The following is a 23976-nucleotide window of genomic DNA, read 5'->3' on the forward strand; positions in this document are numbered from 1 at the left end:
TCACCACAGGAGGACAGCCATGAGCACCCCCACCCCTCCCGTCGTGCGCACCGAACGCATCGACTCCACCCTGCTGATCACCCTCGACCGCCCCGAGGCCCGCAACGCCGTCGACGCGGCGACCGCCACCGCCCTGGCCGCCGCACTCGACGCACTGGAGACCGACCCCACTCTGCGGGCCGGCGTCCTGACCGGCGAGGGCGGCACGTTCAGCGCCGGCATGGACCTCAAGGCCGCCCTGCGCGGCGAGTCGCCCGAGGTCGAGGGCCGCGGGTTCGGCGGCCTGACCGAGGCCCGCCCGGACAAGCCCCTCATCGCCGCCGTGGAGGGCTTCGCCATGGGCGGCGGATTCGAACTGGCCCTGGCCTGCGACCTGATCGTCGCCGCCGAGGACGCCCGGTTCGCGCTGCCCGAGGTCAAGCGCGGTCTGATCGCCGCGGGCGGTGGCGTGATCCGGCTGCCGCAGCGCATCCCACACCACCTCGCGATGGAACTGCTGCTGACCGGTGAGCCCGTCGACGGCCGCCGCGCCGGCGAACTGGGCCTGGCCAACCGGGTCACCGCCACCGGGCAGGCCGTCGCCGAGGCGCTCCGGCTGGCCGAACAGGTCACGAAGAACGCCCCGCTCGCCCTCGCGGCCCTCAAGCGCGTCGTCCGTGCCGCCGACGGAGCGCCCGAGAAGGAGGCCTTCGCGTTCCAGCGCGGGGAGATGAAGACCCTGATGGCCTCGGACGACGTCCGCGAGGGCATGACCGCCTTCGCCGAGCGCCGGCCCGCCCGGTGGACGGGGCGGTGAGGCCGGCATGAGGACCGAGGACGTACGGCAGCACCTCACCACCCCGCTCACCGGCCCGGCGTACGCGCCGGTGGTCCCGCGGTTCACCGACCGCGAGTACCTCAACGTCGTCTACCGCACCGACCCCGACGCGCTGCGGGCCGTCGTGCCCGAGCCGCTGCGGATCGACGAGCCGCTGGTCCGGTTCGAGGTCATGAAGATGGGCGACGTCAGCGGCTACGGCCCCTACACCGAGGCCGGCCAGGCGATCCCCGTCAGCTTCGAGGGCGAGCGGGGCGAGTACCTGCACGCCATGTACCTCGACAACTTCCCGGCGACCGCCTCGGGGCGCGAGGTCTCCGCCTACCCGAAGGTCATCGGCTCCCCGGCGCTGTACGTCGACTCCGGCGCGCTGGTCGGCACCCTCGACCACGGCAGCCTGCGGGTCGCCACCGCGACCATGGGCTACAAGCACCACGAACTGGACCGGCGCGAGGCCCGGGAACAGATCGGCGTGCCGACGTATCTGCTCAAGATGATCCCGGGCTACGACGGCATGCCCCGCGTGCAGGAACTCGTCCGCACCCGCATCACCGACCTCACCGTCAAGGAGGCCTGGACCGGCCCCGCGAGGCTCCAGCTGTTCCAGCACGTGCTGGCCCCGCTGGCCGACCTGCCGGTGCTGGAGGTCGTCTCCGCCAGCCACATCCTCACCGACCTGACGCTCGCGGGCGCCGAGCCGGTCCACGACTACCTGAAGGGAGCCGCGTGATGACCCGCACCTTCCGTACGGCCGCGGTGATCGGCGCCGGGACCATCGGACTGTCCTGGACGGCGCTGTTCGCCGCGCACGGCCTGACCGTCCGGGTGAGCGACCCGCGCGAGGACCTCGCCCGGGCCGTCACCGAGGCCCTGGAGCAGTACGCGCCGCACCTGGCCGCCCGCGGCCTGGACGTCACCGGCCTCGCCGACCGGGTGCACATCGCGGCCGACGTCACCGAGGCGGTCCGGGACGCGGACGTCGTCCAGGAGAACGGCCCCGAGCGTGTCGAGTTCAAGCAGGACCTGTTCGCCACCCTCGCCCGCGAGGCACCCGCGCACGCGCTGCTGCTCAGCTCCTCCTCCGCGATCCCGTCGACCGCGTTCACGGGGGAGCTGGCGGACGGGGACGCCGCCCGCGTGCTGATCGGCCACCCGTTCAATCCGCCCCACCTGGTCCCGCTGGTCGAGGTCGTTCCCGGCGAACGCACCGGCGAGGAAGCCGTTCAGGCCGCGCTGGACTTCTACACCTCGGTCGGCCGCACCCCCGTCGTCGAGCGAAAGGAGATCGCCGGGTTCGTCGGCAACCGTCTGCAGAACGCGCTCAGCCGGGAGGCGGTGTACCTCGTCGAGCAGGGCGTGGTGACCCCCGAGGACCTCGACACCGTCATGACCAACTCACTGGGCCTGCGCTGGGCGACGGTCGGGCCGTTCCTCGGCTCGCACCTGGGCGGCGGACCGGGCGGCTACCGGCACCTCGTCGAGCACATCGGTGCCTCGATGCAGGACATGTGGGACGGCCTCGGCCGCCCCGCGCAGACCCCCGAACAGCAGGAACGGCTCATCGAAGCCGTGGAGAAGGCTTACGGCACCTCCACGTACCCGGAACTCGCCGGGACGCGCGACCGCAGGCAACTCGCTGTCCTGGCCGCCCTGGACAGCACCGAAAAGGAGGAGAACTGAGATGACCACCCCCACCGCCGGCCCGGTCCCCGACGAACTGACCGCCGACTTCTACCACTACGAGTCGCTGCTCCCGGACGAGGAGCGCAAGATCCTCCTCAAGGCCCGTGCCCTCATGCGCGACGAGGTCAAGCCGCTGGTCAACGACGCCTGGGCCAAGGGCGAGTTCCCGAAGGAGCTCATCGGCCTGTTCCGCGACAGCGGTCTGGCCGGCCTGCCCTACGAGGGCTACGGCGAGCACAAGCCCGCCGCGAGCAACCTGCTGACCGGCATGCTCGCGCTGGAGATGACCCGCACCGACGCCTCGGTGTCGACCTTCTTCGGCGTCCACAACGGCCTGGCCATGTACTCGATCCACTCGGGCGGCGACCAGGAGCAGCGCGACCGCTGGCTCCCGGCGATGGCCGCGATGGACACGATCGGCGCGTTCGCGATGACCGAGCCCCTCGGCGGCTCCGACGTCGCGGGCGGCATGCGCACCACCGCCCGGCGCGAGGGGGACACCTGGGTCCTCGACGGCGCCAAGAAGTGGATCGGCAACGCCACCTTCGCCGACCTTGTCGTGGTGTGGGCCCGTGACGTCGACGACAACCACGTCAAGGGATTCGTCGTCGAGAAGGACACGCCCGGCTTCGACCCGGTGAAGATCGAGAACAAGCTCGCCTTCCGGATCGTGGAGAACGCCGAGATCACCCTGACCGACGTCCGGGTTCCGGAGGCCAACCGCCTGCGGAACATCGACTCCTTCCGCGATGTCGCCGAGATCCTGCGCGCCACCCGCGCCGGAGTGGCCTGGCAGGCGCTCGGTGTCATGGCCGGCGCCTACGAACTGGCCCTGGACTACGCCCGCGAGCGCCGCCAGTTCGGCCGCCCGATCGGCGGTTTCCAGCTCGTGCAGGACCTGCTGGTCAAGAGCCTGGGCAACATCACCGCGTCCTGGGGGATGCTGGTACAGCTCGCCCGGCTCCAGGACGCCGGCATCTTCCGCGACGAACACTCCGCCCTGGCCAAGGCGTTCGTCACCGCCCGGATGCGGGAGGTCGTGGCCTGGAGCCGCGAGATCTTCGGCGGCAACGGCATCCTGCTGGACCACGACATCGCCCGCTTCTTCGCCGATGCCGAGGCGATCTACTCCTTCGAGGGCACCCGCGAGATGAACACCCTGATCGTCGGCAAGTCGATCACCGGTGAGAGCGCCTTCGTCTGACCTCCGGCGCACGTCAGGACGGACCAACCCCGGGTTTGCACCCGGGGTTTCGTTCTGCCGGTCGGCGTATTGCCTGGCACGCCCGCCCCGGGTTTGCGTACGGTCGGCGCGGTGAGCAGGAGACGCTACGTGGCCAGGGGCGTGCCCGGCGGCTACCGCATCTGGGACAACCGGGGGCGCCGCTGGTGGGGCGACCTCTACGAGCTGTGCCCCGACGAGCTCCTGGCCGAGCTCAACGGCCCGGCGGACCAGACGCGGATCACCGCGCTGATGAAGCGCTACCGCGCGCAGAAGCGGTAAGCGCCCCCACACCCCGGCGCCCCGGTGCGGCGGGCGCGGTGTCGGCTCCGGCGGCCTCATCCGCTACGAGGCGGGCGTCGTGATCAGGACCGGTGGCCGCCGTCGCCCCGCCCGGCGGCACCTGGATCTCCTCGCCCGGAGTCATCGCGAAGGTACTGGGCGACCTGTGCGGGCGGTGAACAACGTCCTTGCCAGGGGGAGTTCGTCCGATCGCGGGGCATGCGCGATTCCGACCCGCCCACCCGCATGCCCCGCGTCGGTCCGGACGACGGCGCTCAGCCGCCGACGTACCAGCTGAAGCCGCCGTTGCTGCTGGCCACGGCCACGAGCACGAGCCACAGCACCACGTCCACGACGCCGAGGATGATGCCCGCCTTCGCCATGCCGGCGCCGTTCTTGACCGATGCCTGGCGACGGGCGACGGCGCCGAAGATGATGGCCAGCGGGCCGAGGACGATGTTCAGCAGGAACAGGCCGATGATGCCGCAGCACAGGCTCGCGATCGCCAGGCCGTTGGTGCGCGAACCGGAGGACGCGGCAGAGGAACCGCCGTAACTCGCCATGGAAAACTCCCAGTTGTCGATGGCACGGACCGAAAGGGCCGCACTCTCCTCACTTTCGACTTGTTTTGTTCGAATGCCCCTCTGTGGCGTTCCCATGACAACCGATCCGGGAGAGCGTCCCCGTCAGTCGTCGTGCACCAGCCCGGCGATGTGCGCGGTGACCGTGTCGAGGATGCCCGTCCAGGCCGAGTCGTCGCCCAGCACGAGGAAGTTGAGGGTCAGTCCGTCGGTCATGGCGGCCAGATAACGGGCCAGGACGGGCACGGGTACGCGCAGGCGCAGCCCCATGGACTGCCGCAGCTGGTCGATGAGCTCGGTGTACGCCTCGGCGTACAGCTCGTACTGACGGCGCGCCAGGTGTTCGAACCCGGGCTGACGCAGGGCGTACTGCGTCAGCTCATAGGTGAGCATGTGCTCGTCGGGATGGGCCCGGACGTGGTCCCAGTACGCCTGGAATCCGGCCCGGACGGTCTCCTCCAGGGTGGTCCTGGGCCGGATGGCCTCCTTCACCACCGTCACATAGTGCCCGGTGATGGTGGTGATGACGGACTCGATCAACCGCTGCTTGGAGTCGAAGCAGTAGTGGACGACGCTCAGCGAGACGCCCGCCTCGGCGGCGATGGACCGGGTCGTCGTCCTGGGGACGCCGTCCCGGGCCATCGCCCTGATCGCCGCTTCGGTGAGCTGTCGCCGCCGCTCGGCGGACGGCAACCGTGCCATGGAGCCCCTCCCGTGGGCGTCAGCCGCTGTGGACGCCGACCTCGTGGAGGGAGTAGCCCCAGCCGGTGCCGCGCTCCAGCCCGTGAACGCGGACGTACCGGGCCGGTGTGCCGGCGAACCGCGCGGTGTCCAGGCCGCCGTCACCGGCGGTCGTCGACCAGGCGGTCCGCCAGTTCGTCCCGTCGGTGGAGAGCTCGATCCGGTACGACTTCGCGTACGCGCGCTCCCAGTCGAGGGTGACCCGTCCGACGGTCCGGGTGGAGCCGAGGTCGACCCGGTACCACTGGTCGTCGCTCCAGTCGCTGGCCCAGCGGGTGCGGCGGTCCCCGTCGACGGCCCGGTGTGGCTGGTGGCTCGTGAACAGGCTCCACTCCGAGGAACTGGCCGAAGCGGCGGCGCCGGCTGCGAGGTTCGCGCCGGCCTCGTGGTTCTCGGAGGCCGCCCAGGTGTCCAGGTAGGACTCGGCGCCCCGGAACAGGTCGTCGACCGTGTCCTGGCCGCCGACCCGGCGGATGTCCTCGATCCAGTCCGGGACGAGGCCGTAGTGCGCGGCGCCGTCGGTGTTCAGGTCCCAGGTGCGCTCGCCGGTGGTCTGCCGGTCGATGACCGAGCCGCCGTCGACGCTCTTGAACGGGTAGGTGACCTTGTTCGGCGCGTCCGCCCCGCGCGGTCCCGGCCAGCCGCCGACACCGTTCATGTCGGTGCCGTACCCGTAACCCACGCCGTACTTGTCGCGCAGGGCCGCGGTGCGCCTCGCCTCCGCGACGAAGCCCTCGGAGCCGTGCATGTACTGGGCGATGAAGCCGCCGAGACCGTAGACCCGCTCGCTCCAGTCCATGTCCATCCAGCTGTGCGAGGAGAGCACGCCGGGGTAGGACTCGGCCTCGAAGATGTCGAGCACCCGGCCGGTGGCCTTGACGCTCATGTGGTCGATCTCCAGCATCATCTTGCGTTTCATCATGCCGCGCACGGCGTATTCGCCGAGGTCGGTGAGCCCCCGCACGTTGCACTGGGCGTCGGCGCGGTACGACGGGACCTCCTCGCCGGCCGGGAGCTTCGCCTCGGCCTCGGCCGCCGGGGCGTTGCCGATGGGGTTGTCGTGCTGCGGGCCCGTGCACTTCTCGGTCTTCCAGTACGTGCCGGTCGACAGGAACTGCCCGACGTTGATGGCCGTCCCGAGCGAGCCCGAGTCGAAGCGCACGCCGCACAGGGCGTTGTCGAACTTGTGGCACAGGAACATGCTGCGCACACCCAGCGCGTGCAGTTCGTCCAGGCCCTTGTCGATGTCGGCCCTGCTGCACTGCGCGATGTCCAGGACCTGCTTGCAGCCGAAGGGCTCGGAGGTCTCGACCCCCATGATCACCGCGAGCTTGCCCTGCTCGATGACCTTGCGGGCCTGCGCGCTGTCGGTGACGACCCGGAACCAGCCCTTGCCGGGCCCGCCGTACATCCGGTCGACGTAGGCCTGCATGTCGTACGTCAGTCTGGCCTGGAGCCGGATGGACGTCATCTCGTCGCAGGAGCGGTCCTTGAAGAAGTACACCGAGCAGATCACGCCGTTGGTGACGAGGTCGTTGACCAGCACCCGCTGCCCGCCGCGCCAGGCCCGCTCGATCCAGGCGTAGTAGTTCTGCTGGTGGGTCAGCGAGTCGTGCGCCGGCCAGTCCTTGAAGGTGGGCCAGCCGGTCGGGTCGTGCTTGCCGTCGCCCCCGTTGGTGATGAAGTCGAAGATCGCGAGTGAGCCGTCCGGGTAGTGCTCGGGGCAGTCCTTGAGCGCGTCGGCCACGCCTTGCTCGGAGAAGGCCTTTCCGCAGATCAGACGGCCACCGAAGGCCTCGTTGGAGAAGATGTGGTCGTGCGCGTCGACGAAGCCGCGCACCTCGCCGTCGGCGTTCGTGCCGGTGAAGGGCTCGCCCGTGACGTTGATACGGGAGTCCGGAGCGGGCCGCGCGGTGGGGTCCCACCAGTCGGTCCCGGCGGCCGAACTCGGTGTCGGGCCGAGCGCGATCGACATCACGAGCAGGAGGAGCGACACAACGGTGACGTGCTTGCGTCTGCGGTACGGGCGTCCGGAACTGGTCACAGCCCACGTCCCTCGGTCGGCGGGTCGCGCGGTCGTCTTGTCATGACCTCGCAAAGTGTGACGAGAATCGCCACTGCCGCCGAACGAGTCAAGGGTCCGGGACGGTTGACCTGATGACCGGGGGCCGGTTCACCCTGGGGCGGATTCCGGATCGGACGGGGCGACAACAAACCCCAGGCCGCCGACCTGGGGTTCTCATGGGGCGGTGGGCCGGCCCCCGGCCTTCACCCGATCAGCTCGGACCGGGCTCGGATCCGGCGGCCGCCTGGTTCGCGGCGCGGCGGTACTCGGCGTTGATGCGCTGAGCCTCTTCGAGCTGGTCCTCGAGGATGACGATGCGGCAGGCGGCCTCGATCGGCGTACCCCGGTCGACGAGCTCGCGGGCGCGCGCGGCGATCCGCAGCTGGTAGCGGGAGTAGCGGCGGTGTCCGCCCTCCGAGCGCAGCGGAGTGATCAGGCGGGCCTCGCCGATGGCTCGCAGGAAGCCCGGGGTGGTGCCGAGCATCTCTGCGGCCCTGCCCATGGTGTAGGCGGGGTAGTCGTCGTCGTCCAGCCGGTCGCTGAGCGGGGTTTCTGCTTCCATGTCACCTCGTAGTACAACGCGTCGAGGGGCCCTGGTGCCGTACGGCACCAGGGCCCCGAAGGAAATTCAACACCATCTGTCGGCCCTCATGCTGTGCCGACCTTCTGTTTCCGCTCCCCGGCCCGGCAACGGGAGGGGTGCGGGGATCGCGGCTGCGTGACCGGGGACCACCATCCATTCCGGGGTCTTGCGGTACCCGGACCGAGAGCCTCCCGGGCCGGGCGATCCTGATGGCGTCTGCTCCTCCGTCCTTCCTTGCGTCTCGCTCGACTGTGTCTGACTGTGTCAACACGAAGAAGAGTAATCGCGGCGAGTGCCAATGTCTACTCTGGCAAAGATAGATTTTAGAGTTCAGGTGGTGCAGGGTTCCGGGGGTCCCGGCCGGCGGACGGAGGAGGACGGCGGGCCCGCACATGGCAATGAGGGCCCTGCCGACGCGCGTCGGCAGGGCCCTCACTGGTTCCTGGTGGCGGCTGACCGCCCGAGCTTCACCCCTGCGGGAGGTCCCGGACCCGGACCCGGTCCGTGTAGGCGGGGGCGTCCCGGAGAACGCTGAGCCCCGCCAGGGTGACCAGGCCCGTGCTCCGGTCGTCCCCGTCGCAGAGGACGAGGTGGTCGACCCGGGCCCCGGCCATCAGGGACAGCGCCACCTCGACCGTCATGTCGTCACTGATCCGCGGCGCATGTGCCATGGGGTGGTGCTGCGCCTGTACCGGCGTCATGGGTGTCTCCTGCCGTGAAGGGGGTGGCTGGTGGGCGCGGGGCTCTACGCAGCCGAGCCGAAACCGGTCCGCCGCTGACCCCTGGGGCGCCCCGCCTCGCCGACGGGGCGGCCCTGGCCGGCGGGACGGCGGCCCCGGCGGCCCCGGGACGGGGCGGAGGCGCCGCGGGGGCGTTCCGCGCGCGGCGCGGGGATGACGACCGGGACACCGGAAGGGGCCTGGGCGCCGGTGATGCGGCTCAGTTCCGCCTCGCCGGACCGTACCTGGGCGACCTGCGGGGTGATGCCGGCGGACGTCATCAGCCGGCTCATGCCACGACGCTGGGCCGGGGTCACCAGGGTGACCACGCTGCCGGACTCGCCGGCGCGGGCGGTACGGCCGCCGCGGTGCAGGTAGTCCTTGTGGTCGCTGGGCGGGTCCACGTTGACGACCAGGTCGAGGTTGTCGACGTGGATGCCGCGGGCTGCGACGTTGGTCGCCACCAGTACGGTCACGTCCCCGCTCTTGAACTGGGCGAGGGTCCGGGTCCGCTGCGGCTGGGACTTGCCGCCGTGCAGGGCCGCGGCGCGCACGCCGCTGCTCAGCAGGTGAGCGGTCAGCCGGTCCACCGCGTGCTTGGTGTCGAGGAACATGATCACCCGGCCGTCGCGCGCCGCGATCTCGGTGGTCGTCCGGTGCTTGTCCGCGTCGTGCACGTGGAGGACGTGGTGCTCCATCGTGGTGACCGCGCCCGCGGAGGGGTCGACGGAGTGCACCACCGGGTCGTGCAGGTAGGTGCGGACCAGCCGGTCGACGTTGCGGTCCAGGGTGGCGGAGAACAGCATCCGCTGTCCGCCCGGCCGTACCTGGTCGAGCAGGGCGGTGACCTGCGGCATGAAGCCCATGTCGGCCATCTGGTCGGCCTCGTCGAGCACCGTGATGCCGACATCGTTCAGGCGGCAGTCGCCCCGGTCGATGAGGTCCTTGAGCCGGCCGGGCGTCGCGACGACGACCTCGGCCCCGGAGCGCAGCGCGCCGGCCTGCCTGCCGAGGGACATCCCGCCGACGACGGTGGCCAGCCGCAGGCTCACGGAGCGGGCGTACGGAGTGAGCGCGTCGGTGACCTGCTGGGCGAGCTCACGGGTGGGCACGAGGACGAGGGCGAGCGGCTGCCGCGGCTCGGCACGCTGCCCCGCCGTACGGGCCAGGACGGCGAGACCGAAGGCCAGGGTCTTGCCCGAGCCGGTGCGGCCACGGCCCAGGACGTCGCGGCCGGCCAGCGAGTTCGGCAGGGTCGCACCCTGGATCGGGAACGGCGCGGTCACGCCTTCGCGGCCGAGCGTGGCCAACAGCCGCGCGGGCATGTCGAGGTCGGCGAACGCCTCGACGGCGGGCAGCGGGGGTGTGACCGTCTTCGGCAGGGCGAACTCGCCCTGGGGGGCCCGGCGGCTGCCGAAGCCCTGGGCGCGGCGCGGAGCACCGGAGCGGCGGCCGGCGCCGTCGCCTGTGGAGAAACGGTCACGGGTACGGGATGTGTGGGCGCGCTTCATGCGGGACCTTCCTTGATGGGCACGTAGCAAGGAAAATCCGCAGCAGAGGAGCGGCGCAGAGAATCTCGAGACGAGCCGAATCGATACGGCCGGTTCGGACCGGCGGGAAAAAGCAGCGAGCTGGGGCCCGCACCCCAGAGGTGCGGGCCCCAGCTGCGAAATATGCGCGAGCGCCGGTGTCAGGCGGGCACGATGTTCTCGGCCGTCGGGCCCTTCTGGCCCTGCGCGATGTCGAACGACACCTTCTGGCCTTCCAGCAGCTCGCGGAAGCCCTGGGTGGCGATGTTCGAGTAGTGGGCGAAGACGTCGGCGCCGCCGCCGTCCTGCTCGATGAAGCCGAAGCCCTTTTCCGCGTTGAACCACTTCACGGTGCCAGTAGCCATTTTGTTTCTCCTTCGGAGGCGGTTTCGGGAATCCACCCTGTGTGAATTCCGTGTCGCCGTGATGATTACCCCGTAGGAAATGAACCTTCTGGCAACCACACCTGCAACTGAGATCGACAGTAGCACGGTGCGATCGGGCCGGTGACGTGCGAAATCTCCGTGCGGGACGGCGTGCGAGGAATATTCGGCGGGCCCCGCTTCTATTTCTCATTTTGCGAGCACAGATATTGCCGTCCGGGGGCGCGCCCCTTCCTGTCGTGCCCGCGCGTGCCGGGGCTGTGACCTCTGTAGACGGGGGTGAGCGGCCGCCACCGCCGTCAGCGCGCGGCACGGCGGCGAACACGCCGGGATCCCGCTCCCGCGACGAAGGTCACATCACCCGTGCGGATGTGCCCGTGGCTCCCGCCGCGCTACCGGGGCGCCACTCCCTCGTCCTCGAAGAAGCCGCCGGCCGGACCGCCGCCGGGCGGCGTCGAGAGAGACGCTGCTCGGCGTCCGCGCGGCCGAACCCGACGCGGTCCCCGTCGATGTGCTCCTGTGCGGCATGGGCGAACAGGGCCCGATGCTGCGCGACGCCGGGCCGGCGTGGCGCTGCTGCACCTGCCGTTCGACACCACGCCCCCGGCGGTCACCCCACTGATCGCCTGGCCGCCCCACGGCAGGTCCCGGCCTGTGGCGGGGCTGGTCCGGAGGGCGATGCGGGTGAGCCCGTGAGAGGGCGGTCCCGGCATGGGGCCCTGACATCCGCCGACACTCCGATAGCATGTTCGAGCTCGCGATGGTTCCGCCATCGCGCTCCGTCTCCCCAGCCATTCGGATGAATCGGCCAAAAGATTGAAAGCCAGGGCATCGCGGGTGTCTTCGCGAACAAGCGGCATGACGTCACGGGGCACGTGGCGCCAGGGGCGCGCGATGCTGTGGATCGCGGCGGCCGTGGTCGCGTGCGGATTTCTCGTCGCGCTGGAGATCGCCGCCCGCCGCTACGGCGAACCGGGGCCGATCACCACCCAGGTACAGGCCCTGATCCTCGCTCCCAAGGCGGGCCCCCTGTACGGCGGTCTGGTGCTGATGACGGTGGTGCTCACCTGGCGCCAACGGCTCGTCGCGGCAGGCGCCGCCCTGGGTATCGACGCCGCCCTCCTGCCGGTGCGATGGGCTGTGGGCGCCGACATGTCCGACGGCCACGTCCTCGGCACCGGTGCGCTGTGGGTGATGCTGGGCTTCGCGGTCATCGCCGTCACGCGCCGCACCGGCGGTGACCGCGTCCTGCTGCTCAAGGGCGTCGGCCTGGGCCTGTTGCTGGTGGCCGCCCGCAAGATCGGCGACACCTGGCTGCTCATCACGTCCAAGACCCGCCCGACGGTCCTGGACCAGTACGTGGCGATGGCCGATCACGCGCTCGGCAACCCGTCATGGCTGGCGGGCCGGCTGGTCGAGGCCACCGACCCGGTCAGCAGTCATGTTCTCCAACTGGTCTACGGCCAGCTCGCGGTGGCCGCGGTCGTCGTCGCCTTCCACCAGCTGCGCCACGTGCCGGTCGAGCGCCGCTTCCCGAGCCATCACCTGGTGCGCACCTTCCTGGTGATCGGCCTTCTCGGGCCGGGCATCTACATGCTCTTCCCGGTGGTCGGCCCGGTCTTCGCCTACGGCCCCGGCGCCTCCGGCACCGGCGGCGTGGAGTGGGCGGCGGCCAACCTGTGGCCGCACGCGTCACTGCCGATCAGCACCCCGGTCCCGATGACGTACGACGGGATCACGCCCCGCAACTGCATGCCCAGCCTGCACACGGCGTGGGCCGTCGCGATCTTCATCCATACCCGCAGGGCCCCGCGGACCCTGCGGTACGCGGGCACGTTCTGGCTGATCACCACGCTCGCCGCGACCCTGGGATTCGGCTACCACTACGGCGTGGACCTCGTCGCCGGCGTGGTCTTCGCCCTCACCATCGAAGCAGCCCTGCGCTCGCTCCAGCGCGGCTGGGACCGGCGAGGGATCCGGCTGGTCGTCCACGGCACCACGATCTTCGTCGCGCTCCTGCTGTCGTACCGCTACCTGCCGATGGACATGGCCCGGTATCCGGAGGTGTCCGGGCCCGTTGTCCTCCTGGCGATGGCCTCGGTGATCCACGGCTACGTACGGACCACCGCACAGTGGGCGGCCGACCCGGCCGACCCGGCCGAACCCGCCGGGAGTCCCACTGTGCGGCTGGGCGGCCCCCGGGCCCCGGAAGCGGACACCGCACGGCAGGACGCCGTGACCGAAGAGCACGAAGGTCCTGCTCCCGCGCAGGCTCCGTCACCGGAGCTGCGCTGACCCCCCGCCCGCCGCTCCGAGACGGAGCGGCGGGGGCGAAGTCCCTTATCCGCGTACAGCGGTCCAGGTGATGTGCGGGGGCTCGACCCGTGCGCACAGGGGCCCGCCCTGCGCGTCGGTCAGGCCGAGGCGTCCGACCAGCAGTCCTTCGCGTGCCGCGGCGGCGAGCACATCGGCGGGGATGACATCGAGCATGAGCTTGGCGCGACGGAACATCGTGAACATGCCCGACTCGTCGACCGTCCCCCAGGACAGGTAGATGAACCGCCGGCCCAGACGGTCCTGCACGTACGGCCCCCGGACCTCGGTGCCGGCCGGCGAGGTACTCGTGGTGCACTCCAGGGTCCAGGTCGCGGACGACGCGTCGCCGGGCTGTGGATCGAGGAGTTCGGCCGGACGGTCGCGGCGTTGCACGGCGACGTGGATGTTGCGGCGGGCGGGCACTTCGCCGTCGGCGGAGGCGGGGCGGGTGAGACCGGGCAGGTCGACGGCGTCGATGCGGATGCGCATGACGGCCATCATCCCCTCCTGCCCTTCCCGGGGTCCGGTCACGGGGTCGGGGAGGCGGTCAGCGTGGTCGTGACAGCGCTGCGCACCGCCGCGACAGAAGGTCGCAGCACCACGCCGCTTCCGCCGGCCGACGGGGCGGTAGCGGGCGGCCGGCCGCCCTGGCGTTCAGCCGGCGGGCCGGACCGGCTCCGCTCCGGTTCCGGTCAGGAACTCGGTCAGTGCGTGGGCGAGTTGTTCCGGCTGGTCCTCCGGGACGAGGGTGGACGAGCCGGCGATCTCGACCAGCCGGCCCTTCGGATACAACGCCGCCAGCCGCGGCCCGTGTTCACGCGGCATCAACCGGTCCTCGGTCGCCCAGACGACCAGCACCGGGCGGTCGAAGTCACGCAGCCGCTCACTCCATGCCAGAAAGGTCTCGCGCTTGGGCGCCGAGGTGGCGAACTTGGCGAAGTCCCGGCGGATGGCCCTGCTCCGGGTCGCGGGGGCGAACCAGTCGTCGAGGATCTCGTCCGGAATCCCTCGCAGGCTCATCCCGCCGTATCCGTTGCGGTTGTTCCGGAAGGCGGGCACGCGCATCAGCCGCGTCAGCAGCCGTACGCCGCCGGGAACCCTGCACACGGTCGCCAACGCCTTGGCCGGTCCGGGCGGGAAGTTGTCGAACGCCTCGCAGGCCACCAGCACCATCCGCGCGACCCTGCGGCCCTCCTCCTCCGCCACCAGGAACTGGCCACCGCCCCAGTCGTTGAGGACGAGGGTCACCTCGTCCAGACCCAGCCGTTCGATGAACTCACCCAGCAGTCGCGCTACACCACGGTGGGAGAGGTCGGCGTCCGGGTTCATCGGCCGGCGATGGCCGCCCAGAGGCAGTGTGGGCAGCACGCAGCGGTACCCGTCGAGCAGGGGAACCACCTTGCGCCACTGCGACTCGTTCATCGGCAGACCGTGGCCGAACACCAGCACCGGCCCTTCGCCGCCGGTGTCCTGGTAGTCGATCGGTCCGGACGACAGCTCGATCTCCGGCATCGCACCCCCACTTGATAGATCGTTCTACTGTAATGTAGTGAAGGCCGACCGGGCATGCCAAGACCGCGGCGCCGAAGGGGTGAGGAATCATGGGAGAGGGACCGCCCGACACGCGGACCAGGATCCAGGGCGCGGCCACGACGCTGTTCCGTCGCAACGGCTACTCGGGCACCGGCCTGAAGCGGATCGCCACGGAAGCGGAAGCGCCCTTCGGCTCGATCTACCACTTCTTCCCCGGCGGCAAGCAGCAACTGGCCGAGCACACGATCCGCGCCTCCGGAGCCGCGTACGGCCGGATGGTGATGGCGCTGCTGGACAGTGTTCCGGACCCGGTCGAGTCCGTCGTGCACGCCTTCGAGGCGGCGGCGGACGACCTCGCCGCGAGCGATTACGCCGACGCGTGCCCGATCGCGACGGTGGCGTTGGAGGTCGCCAGTACCAACGAGGTCCTGCGGGTCGCGACCGCGGAGGTCTTCGCCGAGTGGGTCGGCGCCGGTGAACAGTGGTTCCGCCGCTGGGTCGGCGACGAGGGCGCGGCGCGGTCGCTCGCCCAATCGATGGTCATGATCCTGGAGGGAGCGTTCGTGCTCGCCCGGGCCGCCCGCGATCCGGAGCCCCTGCGGGTGGCCGGCCGGTCGATGGCCGAGCTGTTGCGCGCGGCCATCGCGCAGACCCACGAGAGCTGAGTCCACCGAGCCGACAGGCGCCCCACCCCTGCCCGGACCGGTCGCGGGTCCTTCGCGGGACCGAGCGCAGGATCGCGGCGCGAGGCCCGAGCCTCACCGATCGCCGAGCGTCACCGCCCCGACGACGCCGACCGCCCTCGCCGCCTTCGAGGCCGACCTCGAGCACCGTGCCATGCCCGACGTATTTCCTCACCTTCCCGTCCGTGAAGGACCCGTCGTGGGAAAGCCGGTATCCGGGACGCACCACCATCGACATCGCGGGACTGACCACCTGGTCGTTGTTCGAGCCGTACGCGGGAAGCGCGTGGATGCGCCGGGGCGCCGACCACGAGCGCCTCAAGGACAGGCTGACCGAGGAACTGCTGGGCCAGGTCTTGCGCTTCTGCCCTCAGCTGGAGGGCCGCATCGACCACGCCGAGCCGGCGACGCCGCTCAGCTTCAACCACTTCCTCGGCTGCGGAAACGGCTGCTCACCGACCAGGGTGCCGCCGTCGCGTCACGCTGGTGAACCGCTCCGACCGCAGGACCGTCGAGGCGCTGCTGTCCTGGGCGTGGCGCTCCATCGAGGGCGGCACACCTCCGCTCGGCCCGTTGCGCGTTCCGGTCTTCGAGGCCTGAGCACCGTCTCCCGCCGCACCGCGGCCAGGCCTCACGGCGACGGCAGGCGCAGGGCGAGGAGGGCCACGTCGTCCGTGCTGCCGGGCGGCATGCGGGCGGGCAGCTGGTCACACAGCGCGTCCAGCGGCTCGTGGGCGAGCGCGAGGGCGTGGTGGCGCAGACGGGCGAGGCCGGTGTCCAGATCGCTGCCGGGAATCTCGATCAGACCGTCGGTGTAGAGCAGCAGGGTGGAACCCGGCGGCAGGACCTCCGCGGCGCTCGGCCGGCCGGCGCCGGTGCCCGGAGGGGCGCCGAGGAGGACCCCCTGTCCCGCTTCGAGGTACCGCGCCTGTCCGTCCTGGGTCAGCAGGAGGGGCGGCGGGTGCCCCGCGCTGGTCCACCGCAGCGTCCACGGGCCGGTGTGCGGGTCGCCTTCGAGCAGGGCGAGGACGAGGGTGGCCATGGGGACGGTGGTGATGGCGGGCATGGCGTCGTCGAGGCGGTCGACGACGGCACCGGGCGGGCCGCTGTGGTCCCAGGCCAGTGAGCGCAGAATGCCGTGCAGTTGCGCCATTCCGGCCGCCGCGGTCAGGTCGTGGCCCACGACGTCGCCGATCACCAGCGCGAGCGTGCCGTCCTTCCGCTCGAACGCGTCGTACCAGTCGCCGCCCACCTGGGAGCCGGCCGGGGCGGGCTGGTAGCGGGCGGCGAGCCGCAGGCGGCCGGGCTGGGGCAGCGGGGCGAGCAGGTTGCGCTGCATGGCCTCGGCGACGGCACGCTGGCGGCCGAAGCGGCGGGCGTTGTCGATGACCAGGCCGACCCGGCGGCCGATGTCGCTCACCACGGTCAGGTCGTCGGTGTCGAAGGGGTGCGCCGGGTCGGTGCGCACCAGTGTCAGGGCGCCGGTGACCTGCTGCCGGGAGCCCAGCGGCACCGTGACGGCGGAGGTGGCACGGGCGGCCCGCAGGAAGCCGCTGTGCACGGCGGCCAGGGCCGAGTCGGTCGGTGCGGTCACGTCCGCCTCGCGCTGCAGGACGGGATCACCGCCGTTCAGCACCTGGACCAGAGGGGAGCGGGCTTCCTCCCCGGGCTCGGGAAGGCGCTCGTGCCAGTCCTCCTGTGCGGCGTCCCGCCCGCCCGGACCCGTCACCGCCACACGGTGGACCTGTCCGGAACCGACCCGGAGGTCCACCGCCGCCCAGTCGGCGAGGTGCGGAACCAGCAGGCGGCCCAGCCGGGCGAGGGCCTCATCGGTCTCCAGCGTCTGACCGAGCACGTCGGTGATCTCCGCGACCAGCGTCAGCCGCTCGGTGAGGTTCTCCAGAGCACGTGTGTAGGCCGCACGCTCCCGACGCGCGCTGCGGTCGGCGGCCGCGTCGGTGAACAGCACGGCCATGCCCATGAAGACGCCGTCGTCCGTCAGGGGAGAAGCGGACCAGGAGATCGCGACCAGGTGGCCGTCACCGCGCCGGCAGAGGTGGCCCTCCCCGCGTGCCTCGGCCCTTGCGGCCAGGGCCCGCACGAGCGGGCACTGCTCCCGGGGGACGCTGCCGCCGTCCGCGTCGCGGTGCAGCAGGTCGTGTGCGTCCTGCCCGCGCATCGACGACGCGGCGCGCCCCAGCAGCCGCTCGGCGGCCGGATTGACCGCGAGGATCCGCCCGGCGGGATCCGCCACGATCAGGGCCGTGCCCAGCTGTCCGACGACCCGCTGCCAGAATCCCGGCTCGGCCGCCGATCGCCACCGCCCTTCACCTTCCACACCCTCCACCATGCCGCCCCCTCCGTCATGGAAACCCTCTCCGAAGACCGCGGGCGCATCGGCGGACCGACACACCGGTGGATCGATGATCCCCCGACCCGGTGCCGATCGGCTCGGTGATCGCGTCAGGTCATGCGTTCCCTCGGCGCGAGACGCTGTTCGCCGCCCCCGCGCACTGTGCCCGGCCTCTTCGCCCCGCGTGCGAACCGAGCGGCGACCACCCTGTACGGCACAGGCCCAGCGTGCCGCAACAGCGCCCGCTCGGTGAACACGGCTTCAACCCCGGCCCCGGCCCGCCGTGGACGACGAGGAACCCCCGGGTCGCTGACCTGGGGGTCTCACCTGCGGCGGATGACGAGAATCGAACTTGTGCTCGCAGCTGGGGAAACCGTGATCGCCCGCGTCGGTTCGGGCGCTGGGCGGGGCTCATGGCCAGGACCGTGAGGAGCCCCGGGCCGCGGGACGGCTCGTGGCAGTCGCTGGAGCCGCTGAAGTCGTTGCACCGCCGCGGGCCGCCTCCGTGCTCGGCGTGCCGCGAGCCCGAGCCTCGGCCGGCTTGCCCGGTGCGCTTGCGGCCCGGGCCGTCCGTTCTGATCCCGAGTGACGCCGGTGCGGCGCGGAGCTCTGGGCGGCCGGAGGCGGTCCGGCGCACTCGGCGGAGCTCTCGGTGCTGCAGGCAGCCGTTGCGGCGATCAGGACGACACCGAGCGCGGACGCCGGCGGAGTGGGGGTGCGCTCAGGGGCTCCGTCGCATGCATGGGTCAGAGGCGAGACGTCAGGGTACCGGCACCCCGAGTCAGGGGTGCCGGTACTGCTCGGATGACTGAATCAGAACGTGATGACGTCAGCCTTGTCGTCCAACGGGTCACGGCTGCCGCTTGTCTCCGGCCGGCCGAAGCGCGGTTTCTGTGATGACAACGGCGGCGGTGACCGGGCCGGGAGTGGCGGAGGCGGCTGCCTCCGCCACTGCGGCCCGGACGGCGCGGGCGACTTCCAGCGGGTGGTGTCCGGGGACGACCGCGATCTGGACCTCGATGCGGAGGCCGGGCGGATCGCCCTCGTGCTTCACCGTGATCGGGCGGCCTCCCGGCACCGTGGTGAGGCGGGCGACGCCAGGAACGGCCGCCGCGACACCGGCCAGCGTCCCGGTGGGTCCCGTCGCGGTCATGGGCGAGCTGAGCCCGGCTGTGGCTTCCCGCTGTGGCCTCATGGCCTTCCTTGCGATCGGCGGCCTGACGATCGTCTCCGGGCCCTCGTCGAGATCCGTGACGCTCAGGTCAGCTGTCACGACGGCCAGGCCCAGTTCTTCGGTGGCCGCGCGGAGCAGTGCGCTCCTCACCTGTTCGGCGGTCTGCGGCAGTGGTCGCCCGAGGGAGGCCGTGAAGGCGGCCTCCATCCTGAGCGGGCCTGGCGGTAGCGCGCCGACCGGCGGACGGACGGCCGGCTCGGACACGGGCTCGAGCGGTGCCGCCCCGATGCGCACGGAGTCCAGCCGGGCGTCGGGAATCCCGGTGACAGCACCTCTGAGGGCCCGGACGGCTGCTTGCTCGGTGATCCATGTCCCGTCCTCGGACCCACCGAGCGGGAGCAGCCGGCCCAGCTCGTACTGATGTCGGGCCGCCTGCGTCCACGTCTCAGTTTTCACTGGCCTCTCATTCCTTTTCCGCCCTAATCCCCTTGATGCATATTAGAAGGAATATATTGGAAAGATGCGATAGCCGGGCTTGTTGAGGGAGGAATATCCCGATGACTGAGAACACCGGCGTAAGGCACGGTGGAGCGCCCGGGCCCCGCGGACGGACGAAGATCGCCGACGTGGTGGTGGAGAAGATCGCCGGAATGGCGGCGCGGGACGTGCGCGGCGTCTATGCCCTGGGCAGCGGATTCGCGCGCTCGATGGGCTCCGTGCGCGAGCGGGTGCCCGGCGCCGGTGGCGGCAAGTCCGTCACGCGCGGGGTCAGCGTCGAGGTCGGTGAGCAGCAGGCGGCCATCGATCTGGAGATCGTCGTCGACTACGGCGTCTCCCTCACGGACGTGGCCGGTGAGGTGCGGGAGAACGTGATCTCCGCGGTGGAACGGATGGCGGGCCGGGACGTCGTGGAAGTCAACATCAGGGTCAGCGACGTGCAGCTCCCCGACGAGGAGGACGAAGAGGAAGAGCGGCAGCGGATCCGGTAGCGAGGACGCCGGGGCGGAGCAGCCCGCTTGAGTGAAGGAGCGCGTGATGAGCAGGGCCGTGGTGGGCCTGATCGCGGGAATGGCGCTGGGGTTCGCCGCCTATTTCGGCAGCTTCTGGGCCTTCGTGCTGGTGCTCGGGCTGGGCGCCGTCGGTCTCGTGGTCGGGCGGTTGACGGAAGGTGACCTCGAGCCGGGCGACTTCGTCCGCCGCCGAGACCGGCAGGACCGGATCCGCGATGACCGGCGACGTGCCCGGGGAGACTGGCGGCAGTGACCGGTGAGACCGGCCGGCGCCCTGGCATCCCCCGCCGGGAGCGCGGGGCGATCACCGTCGCCGACCGGGTCGTCTCTTCGTCCTGGGCGGCGGCGTACTCCTGGGCGGGCTGGACCTTCAGCGCCGCTGGGACTTCGGCATGCCGGGCCGGTGGCCCTTCCACGGACCGGACGACGTGGTGCTGGGCACCGAGGGACGCCTCCGGTGGCGGGACGAAGGGATGGTGGTGGCCGACCGTCATCGCGGGGCTCGCCGTGCTGCTGGTCCTGCTGTGGTGGCTGCTCGCTACAGCGCAGACACCGCCTGGGCGAGGTCCTCGTCGACAGCGAAGACGGCGCGGCGTCCCCTCTCGACGGCCGCGCGCTGGAGGGCGTCATCAAGGAGGAGGCGCAGGCCTTGGACGGGGTCTCGCGGGCGACGGTACGGCTGGCGGGCCGCCGTGCCGCTCCGACCGCGCGCGTGCGGCTGGTGCTGGAGCCGCACGCGGACCCGGAACGGACGCTGGAGCGACTGAGCCGCGAGACGCTCGCCCACGCGCGGGAGTCGGCGGGCCTGGACCGCCTGCCGTCGAAGGTCCGGCTCCGGGAAGCCCGTCACCGCGCCGACCGGGTCGTGTGAACGCCGCGTTCCGGGGCTCCTACGCGGGGACCCGTGCGTTCCGGAGCGGTGCTCCGGCCTGATGGAGACTGAGGAGGGCCAGCCGGTAGGAGGTGATCAGCCCGGTCTCTACGTAGTCCACGCCCAGCTCCTCGCAGTAGCGCCGGACGATGGTCCGGGCCTTGCGCAGGTTGGGGCTGGGCATGCTGGGGAACAGGTGGTGCTCGATCTGGTGGTTCAGCCCGCCCAGAGCGATGTCGGTGAGCCGGCCGCCGCTGACGTTGCGCGAGGTGAGCACCTGACGGCGCAAAAAGTCCGGGCGGTCCTCGCCCTTCAGGATCGGCATGCCCTTGTGGTTGGGCGCGAAGAGGGAGCCGAGGTAGACGCCGAACAGGCACTGGTGGACGGCGAGGAACGCGAACGCCATACCGAGCGGCAGCAGCCAGAACAGGACGCTCAGATAGACGACGAAGTGCCCGAACAGCAGGGCCCCGTCGAGCCCTCGGTGCTTGAGTGAGCGATTGGCCAGCGCCTTCACACTCGACACGTGGAGGTTGAAGCCTTCCAGCGTGAGGAGCGGGAAGAACAGGAACGCCTGCCAGCGGCCGATCAGTCGGGGGAGTCCCTTGGCGGCCCGGGCCTGGTCCTGGGACCAGACCAGCAGGTCGGGGTCGAGGTCGGGGTCGAGTTCCTCGTGGTTGGGGTTGGCGTGGTGGCGGGTGTGCTTGTCCTGCCACCAGCCGTAGCCCATCCCGATGCCGGCGCCGGCCATCCGTCCGGACACCTCGCTGGCCCGGCGCCGGCGGAACACCTGGCGGTGGGCCGCGTCATGCGCGAGCAGGGCGACCTGGCCGAACACGACGGCCAGGAAAGCGGCGACCGCAAGGGTCCACCAACTGTCGCCGAGGAGTGCGACGGCCGCCCATCCGCTGACGTAGAGCCCGGCCACGACCGTGATCCGCAGTGCGTAGTAGCCGGGACGGCGCCGCATCAGGCCGGCATCGGCGATCTTTCTGGACAGGCGGGCGAAGTCGCTGCCGGCCGTCCCCGGGGGCGGGGGGCGGACCGTGGTGTTCGTGGCCATGAGGGTGACACTCTCTCCGGGAGGGAAGATCGGCGCCGCGCCGGGGCCGCTGATACCGGCCCGCGGACGGGGTCGCTTGCTGCTTCGTCGGCCGACGGCCGCGCAGGCCCTCCTCTGCATGGGGTTCCCTGCCGGACAGGTCTCACACCGCCTCAGCACAGGCCTTGGAGAGGCGCCCGGGGCACCGCAGCGCGGGAGTGCCGGCCGCGTCGGAGATCGGAACGCGCGCGGGCCGACCCAACGGGCCTTCTCACGGTGCCGGTAGGAGGGCGACAACGTCATCTACACGGCCGTCGATCTGCCCAACCTCGGCGACAGGATCCTCACCAACCACCTCGCCCCCCCTCCTCACCGACCAGCAAGCGGCGATCTCCTGGCTCGCCGACCGTCTGGAGGGCGAACCGGCCGCGTCCAACTGCTGGACGATGCCCTTCCAGCCCTGAGGGAGCCATCCGGCGGCCCGCCCAGCACGGCGGCCGCCGGACGAGCGTCGCTCGTTCGGCGCGGTAACCCGCTGCACCGCGCAGGAACGGCGATCCACCCTCCGGGGCGGTGCCGTGCTGCGGGGTTCGCATCACGGCTCGTGCCGCTCGGCGGTGCCGACCTGTGCGTGGAGAGCCCCGGACGAGTCCCGAAAGGTGATGGCATGTCAGGACGCTGTCCCGCCGGTGATCATCCGCAGGGAGGATGTAAGGCACGTTGATGGCCCATGACGATTACTCCGACATCGGCCGAGACCAAGGAAGGGACAAGCCTTGCGCATCACCCGATTCATCGGAATCGTCCTCGGCGCCACATTGCTGACCGCCACCGTGGTGCCGACTGCATCAGCCGACACCGAAAACGCGTCGGCGACCGAGGCCTTAGACCGTGCCGCTCTGCGCAGCACGCTGGGTGCTGTCCACGAAGCGGGCATGTACGGCAGCTACTCGTCCGTCCGTGAGGGGGCCGAGCGGTGGACCGGCGCGTCCGGACTCGCCGACATCGACACCGGACGTCCGGTCAGGCCCGGCATGCGGCACCGCGTGGGCAGCATCAGCAAGACGTTCACCGCCGTCGCGGTGCTCCAGCAGGTGGAACGCGGCCGCATACGGCTCGACGCGCCCATCGGCGAGTACCTCCCGGACCTGGTCGAGGGGGAGCGGGGCCGGGAGGTGACCGTGCGGATGCTCCTCAACCACACCAGCGGGATCGGCGACTACCTGGTGGGCGCCTTCCCGTCCCTCGCGAACAAATCGACGGCCAGCCTCGACGAAGAACGCTTCCGTTCCATCCGGCCCGAGGAACTGGTGCGGCTCGGTCTGACGGCACCCGCCACGGGACGGCCCGGCGAGCAGCCCGGGTCGTACTCCAACACCAACTACGTGATCGCCGGGCTGATCCTGGAGAAGGTCACCGGCCAGGACGCCGGGACGTACATCACCCGCAACGTCATAGACCGGGCCGGGCTGCGCGCCACCTACTATCCACGTACCCCGTACATCAAGGGCCCGCACTCCCGGATGTACGAATCGTTCTACGGCCTGATCGACCCGCCTCGTGACTACAGCGTCTACAACATGTCCTGGGCGTCCACCGCAGGCTCGATCGTCTCGACCACCGACGACCTGAACCGCTTCTACCGCGGCCTGCTGGCGGGCAGGTTGATCGGACCGGCGGCCCTGGAGGAGATGCTGCGCACGGTCCGCGTCACCGTCGGCGGCACCGGTATCGACTACGGCCTCGGCATCTACACGCTCGACCTGCCCGGCTGCGGCCGCTTCTGGGGCCACGACGGAGCGGTCTTCGGAGCCGGCACGATCGCGTTGTCCAGCCGCGACGGAAAGCGCCAACTCGCCATGGGCTGGAACCTCATGAAGTACCAGCGCCTCAACGAGGACGGCACCGCGCTGGAGCGGAGCGCGATCGACGACGCCATCAACGTGCACATCGTCCAGGCGCTCTGCCGGGCGCCGAAGTCCCGTGCGGCGGCGGCCGCGGACGCCCGGCGATCGCTTCCCGAGGGACTGCCCGGCGCGGACCTCTCCTCGGTTGAGTGGGTCACCCGCCGCTGAGACCGGCCCAGTCCGGTCCGCACGTACGGACGAAGCCTTGCCCAGGACGACCACCACTACCGTGCCTTCACAACGGCGACAGCCGCCACTGACGCCGAAAAGGCCGGAACGCACCCTGGTCATCGGTATTTCGGCCTCGCCCCCGCGCCATGCATCTCTTGGTAGACGAAGATGGTGTCCGGCGGAACGGGACGTGGTGTGGGTCGCCGCCCGCGAGCATCTGCCCTGGGGTGCCCCCTCTTGATCAATGCTGCCGACCGCAGCCTCAGCGGCTCGAATCTGTGAGGCTTCCCAGGCCGTCCGGTGTCAGTTTC

At 71.1% G+C, this 23976-nt stretch carries 22 protein-coding genes and 2 pseudogenes; 12 read left to right on the forward strand and 12 right to left on the reverse strand.

The window, feature by feature from the left end; translation table 11 throughout:
* Window positions 1–19 precede the first annotated feature (19 nt).
* From ACIQHQ_RS18955 to ACIQHQ_RS18975, 5 genes are all read left to right on the forward strand, one after another.
* Window positions 20–796 (forward strand): crotonase/enoyl-CoA hydratase family protein, encoded by a 777-nt coding sequence (locus ACIQHQ_RS18955; protein ID WP_402613028.1) that lies wholly within the window; start codon window positions 20–22, stop codon window positions 794–796.
* 7 nt (window positions 797–803) lie between these two features.
* The gene (locus ACIQHQ_RS18960; protein WP_402613029.1) at window positions 804–1547 is read left to right on the forward strand and encodes an acetoacetate decarboxylase; all 744 of its coding nucleotides are present in this window, start codon (window positions 804–806) and stop codon (window positions 1545–1547) included.
* On the forward strand, window positions 1547–2497 hold the full coding sequence (locus ACIQHQ_RS18965) for a 3-hydroxyacyl-CoA dehydrogenase NAD-binding domain-containing protein (RefSeq protein ID WP_402613030.1): 951 nt from the start codon (window positions 1547–1549) through the stop codon (window positions 2495–2497). The genes ACIQHQ_RS18960 and ACIQHQ_RS18965 overlap by 1 nt, the downstream gene beginning before the upstream one ends.
* A 1-nt stretch (window position 2498) precedes the next feature.
* Window positions 2499–3704, forward strand: a complete 1206-nt coding sequence (locus ACIQHQ_RS18970) for an acyl-CoA dehydrogenase family protein (RefSeq protein WP_402613031.1) — start codon at window positions 2499–2501, stop codon at window positions 3702–3704.
* A 111-nt stretch (window positions 3705–3815) separates the two neighbouring features.
* Entirely contained in the window at window positions 3816–4004 is a 189-nt protein-coding gene (locus ACIQHQ_RS18975; RefSeq protein WP_402613032.1) for a hypothetical protein, read from the forward strand.
* Window positions 4005–4279: 275 nt separating this feature from the next.
* Here ACIQHQ_RS18975 and ACIQHQ_RS18980 read toward each other — a convergent pair whose 3' ends face one another.
* The 7 genes from ACIQHQ_RS18980 to ACIQHQ_RS19010 form a co-directional block, all read right to left on the reverse strand.
* On the reverse strand, window positions 4280–4567 hold the full coding sequence (locus tag ACIQHQ_RS18980; RefSeq protein WP_390983004.1) for a DUF4190 domain-containing protein: 288 nt from the start codon (window positions 4565–4567) through the stop codon (window positions 4280–4282).
* 123 nt (window positions 4568–4690) lie between these two features.
* Window positions 4691–5287: a TetR/AcrR family transcriptional regulator gene (locus ACIQHQ_RS18985; protein WP_402613033.1), complete on the reverse strand. Its 597-nt coding sequence runs from the start codon at window positions 5285–5287 to the stop codon at window positions 4691–4693.
* 19 nt (window positions 5288–5306) lie between these two features.
* On the reverse strand, window positions 5307–7370 hold the full coding sequence (locus ACIQHQ_RS18990) for a discoidin domain-containing protein (RefSeq protein WP_402613034.1): 2064 nt from the start codon (window positions 7368–7370) through the stop codon (window positions 5307–5309).
* Between the two features lie 232 nt (window positions 7371–7602).
* Window positions 7603–7953, reverse strand: a complete 351-nt coding sequence (locus tag ACIQHQ_RS18995) for a MerR family transcriptional regulator (protein ID WP_402613035.1) — start codon at window positions 7951–7953, stop codon at window positions 7603–7605.
* Between the two features lie 488 nt (window positions 7954–8441).
* Window positions 8442–8675, reverse strand: coding sequence for a CBS domain-containing protein (locus tag ACIQHQ_RS19000; RefSeq protein WP_402613036.1), 234 nt, complete (start codon window positions 8673–8675; stop codon window positions 8442–8444).
* Between the two features lie 44 nt (window positions 8676–8719).
* Window positions 8720–10204 carry a DEAD/DEAH box helicase gene (locus ACIQHQ_RS19005; protein ID WP_402613037.1) on the reverse strand — a complete coding sequence of 495 codons (1485 nt, stop codon included), beginning with the start codon at window positions 10202–10204 and terminating at the stop codon, window positions 8720–8722.
* A gap of 179 nt (window positions 10205–10383) precedes the next feature.
* On the reverse strand, window positions 10384–10587 hold the full coding sequence (locus tag ACIQHQ_RS19010; protein ID WP_028799214.1) for a cold-shock protein: 204 nt from the start codon (window positions 10585–10587) through the stop codon (window positions 10384–10386).
* A gap of 912 nt (window positions 10588–11499) precedes the next feature.
* Here ACIQHQ_RS19010 and ACIQHQ_RS19015 point away from each other — a divergent pair.
* The gene (locus ACIQHQ_RS19015; protein WP_402613038.1) at window positions 11500–12900 is read left to right on the forward strand and encodes a phosphatase PAP2 family protein; all 1401 of its coding nucleotides are present in this window, start codon (window positions 11500–11502) and stop codon (window positions 12898–12900) included.
* A gap of 45 nt (window positions 12901–12945) precedes the next feature.
* On the opposite strand, the gene ACIQHQ_RS19020 is transcribed toward ACIQHQ_RS19015, so the two are convergent.
* Together ACIQHQ_RS19020 and ACIQHQ_RS19025 are read right to left on the reverse strand one after the other, a co-directional pair.
* Window positions 12946–13410, reverse strand: coding sequence for a DUF5990 family protein (locus ACIQHQ_RS19020; protein ID WP_402613039.1), 465 nt, complete (start codon window positions 13408–13410; stop codon window positions 12946–12948).
* Between the two features lie 165 nt (window positions 13411–13575).
* Window positions 13576–14433, reverse strand: coding sequence for an alpha/beta fold hydrolase (locus ACIQHQ_RS19025; RefSeq protein ID WP_402613040.1), 858 nt, complete (start codon window positions 14431–14433; stop codon window positions 13576–13578).
* 89 nt (window positions 14434–14522) lie between these two features.
* Between ACIQHQ_RS19025 and ACIQHQ_RS19030 the strand changes: the two genes are divergently transcribed.
* Complete coding sequence (locus ACIQHQ_RS19030; RefSeq protein WP_402613041.1) at window positions 14523–15119, forward strand: TetR/AcrR family transcriptional regulator; 597 nt, start codon at window positions 14523–14525, stop codon at window positions 15117–15119.
* 649 nt (window positions 15120–15768) lie between these two features.
* On the opposite strand, the gene ACIQHQ_RS19035 is transcribed toward ACIQHQ_RS19030, so the two are convergent.
* Together ACIQHQ_RS19035 and ACIQHQ_RS19040 are read right to left on the reverse strand one after the other, a co-directional pair.
* Window positions 15769–17487: a SpoIIE family protein phosphatase gene (locus ACIQHQ_RS19035; protein WP_402613042.1), complete on the reverse strand. Its 1719-nt coding sequence runs from the start codon at window positions 17485–17487 to the stop codon at window positions 15769–15771.
* A gap of 853 nt (window positions 17488–18340) precedes the next feature.
* Window positions 18341–19120 (reverse strand): hypothetical protein, encoded by a 780-nt coding sequence (locus tag ACIQHQ_RS19040; protein ID WP_402613043.1) that lies wholly within the window; start codon window positions 19118–19120, stop codon window positions 18341–18343.
* Between the two features lie 101 nt (window positions 19121–19221).
* On the opposite strand from ACIQHQ_RS19040, the gene ACIQHQ_RS19045 reads away from it, so the two are divergent.
* The 3 genes and pseudogenes from ACIQHQ_RS19045 to amaP all read left to right on the forward strand — a co-directional run bounded on the left by ACIQHQ_RS19045 (window position 19222) and on the right by amaP (window position 20545).
* Window positions 19222–19653 (forward strand): Asp23/Gls24 family envelope stress response protein, encoded by a 432-nt coding sequence (locus ACIQHQ_RS19045; RefSeq protein WP_402613044.1) that lies wholly within the window; start codon window positions 19222–19224, stop codon window positions 19651–19653.
* A 46-nt stretch (window positions 19654–19699) separates the two neighbouring features.
* Complete coding sequence (locus ACIQHQ_RS19050) at window positions 19700–19927, forward strand: hypothetical protein (RefSeq protein ID WP_402613045.1); 228 nt, start codon at window positions 19700–19702, stop codon at window positions 19925–19927.
* Window positions 19928–20009: 82 nt separating this feature from the next.
* Window positions 20010–20545: pseudogene (amaP, locus tag ACIQHQ_RS19055) on the forward strand (alkaline shock response membrane anchor protein AmaP).
* Between the two features lie 19 nt (window positions 20546–20564).
* Here amaP and ACIQHQ_RS19060 read toward each other — a convergent pair.
* A complete protein-coding gene (locus ACIQHQ_RS19060; protein WP_402613046.1) occupies window positions 20565–21608 on the reverse strand; it encodes a fatty acid desaturase family protein in 1044 nt (347 codons plus the stop codon).
* A gap of 265 nt (window positions 21609–21873) precedes the next feature.
* Between ACIQHQ_RS19060 and ACIQHQ_RS19065 the strand changes: the two are divergent.
* A pseudogene (locus ACIQHQ_RS19065) lies at window positions 21874–22051 on the forward strand (lipase family protein); the annotation flags it as partial.
* Between the two features lie 312 nt (window positions 22052–22363).
* A complete protein-coding gene (locus tag ACIQHQ_RS19070; RefSeq protein ID WP_402613047.1) occupies window positions 22364–23662 on the forward strand; it encodes a serine hydrolase domain-containing protein in 1299 nt (432 codons plus the stop codon).
* Window positions 23663–23976 lie beyond the last annotated feature (314 nt).

The organism is Streptomyces sp. NPDC092370 (assembly GCF_044755265.1).
In the GTDB taxonomy this organism is placed as follows: Bacteria; Actinomycetota; Actinomycetes; order Streptomycetales; family Streptomycetaceae; genus Streptomyces.

What these genes read in the sequence shown, in the direction of transcription:
- ACIQHQ_RS19035 (WP_402613042.1), bottom strand. Translation starts at nt 17,487, where the DNA reads ATGGTGGAGGGTGTGGAAGGTGAAGGGCGGTGGCGATCGGCGGCCGAG.
- ACIQHQ_RS19015 (WP_402613038.1), top strand. Translation starts at nt 11,500, where the DNA reads ATGCTGTGGATCGCGGCGGCCGTGGTCGCGTGCGGATTTCTCGTCGCG.
- ACIQHQ_RS19030 (WP_402613041.1), top strand. Translation starts at nt 14,523, where the DNA reads ATGGGAGAGGGACCGCCCGACACGCGGACCAGGATCCAGGGCGCGGCC.
- ACIQHQ_RS19060 (WP_402613046.1), bottom strand. Translation starts at nt 21,608, where the DNA reads ATGGCCACGAACACCACGGTCCGCCCCCCGCCCCCGGGGACGGCCGGC.
- ACIQHQ_RS19010 (WP_028799214.1), bottom strand. Translation starts at nt 10,587, where the DNA reads ATGGCTACTGGCACCGTGAAGTGGTTCAACGCGGAAAAGGGCTTCGGC.
- ACIQHQ_RS18985 (WP_402613033.1), bottom strand. Translation starts at nt 5,287, where the DNA reads ATGGCACGGTTGCCGTCCGCCGAGCGGCGGCGACAGCTCACCGAAGCG.
- ACIQHQ_RS19000 (WP_402613036.1), bottom strand. Translation starts at nt 8,675, where the DNA reads ATGACGCCGGTACAGGCGCAGCACCACCCCATGGCACATGCGCCGCGG.
- ACIQHQ_RS18965 (WP_402613030.1), top strand. Translation starts at nt 1,547, where the DNA reads ATGACCCGCACCTTCCGTACGGCCGCGGTGATCGGCGCCGGGACCATC.
- ACIQHQ_RS19005 (WP_402613037.1), bottom strand. Translation starts at nt 10,204, where the DNA reads ATGAAGCGCGCCCACACATCCCGTACCCGTGACCGTTTCTCCACAGGC.
- ACIQHQ_RS18980 (WP_390983004.1), bottom strand. Translation starts at nt 4,567, where the DNA reads ATGGCGAGTTACGGCGGTTCCTCTGCCGCGTCCTCCGGTTCGCGCACC.
- ACIQHQ_RS18955 (WP_402613028.1), top strand. Translation starts at nt 20, where the DNA reads ATGAGCACCCCCACCCCTCCCGTCGTGCGCACCGAACGCATCGACTCC.
- ACIQHQ_RS19050 (WP_402613045.1), top strand. Translation starts at nt 19,700, where the DNA reads ATGAGCAGGGCCGTGGTGGGCCTGATCGCGGGAATGGCGCTGGGGTTC.
- ACIQHQ_RS19025 (WP_402613040.1), bottom strand. Translation starts at nt 14,433, where the DNA reads ATGCCGGAGATCGAGCTGTCGTCCGGACCGATCGACTACCAGGACACC.
- ACIQHQ_RS19020 (WP_402613039.1), bottom strand. Translation starts at nt 13,410, where the DNA reads ATGCGCATCCGCATCGACGCCGTCGACCTGCCCGGTCTCACCCGCCCC.
- ACIQHQ_RS18960 (WP_402613029.1), top strand. Translation starts at nt 804, where the DNA reads ATGAGGACCGAGGACGTACGGCAGCACCTCACCACCCCGCTCACCGGC.
- ACIQHQ_RS19045 (WP_402613044.1), top strand. Translation starts at nt 19,222, where the DNA reads ATGACTGAGAACACCGGCGTAAGGCACGGTGGAGCGCCCGGGCCCCGC.
- ACIQHQ_RS18995 (WP_402613035.1), bottom strand. Translation starts at nt 7,953, where the DNA reads ATGGAAGCAGAAACCCCGCTCAGCGACCGGCTGGACGACGACGACTAC.
- ACIQHQ_RS18970 (WP_402613031.1), top strand. Translation starts at nt 2,499, where the DNA reads ATGACCACCCCCACCGCCGGCCCGGTCCCCGACGAACTGACCGCCGAC.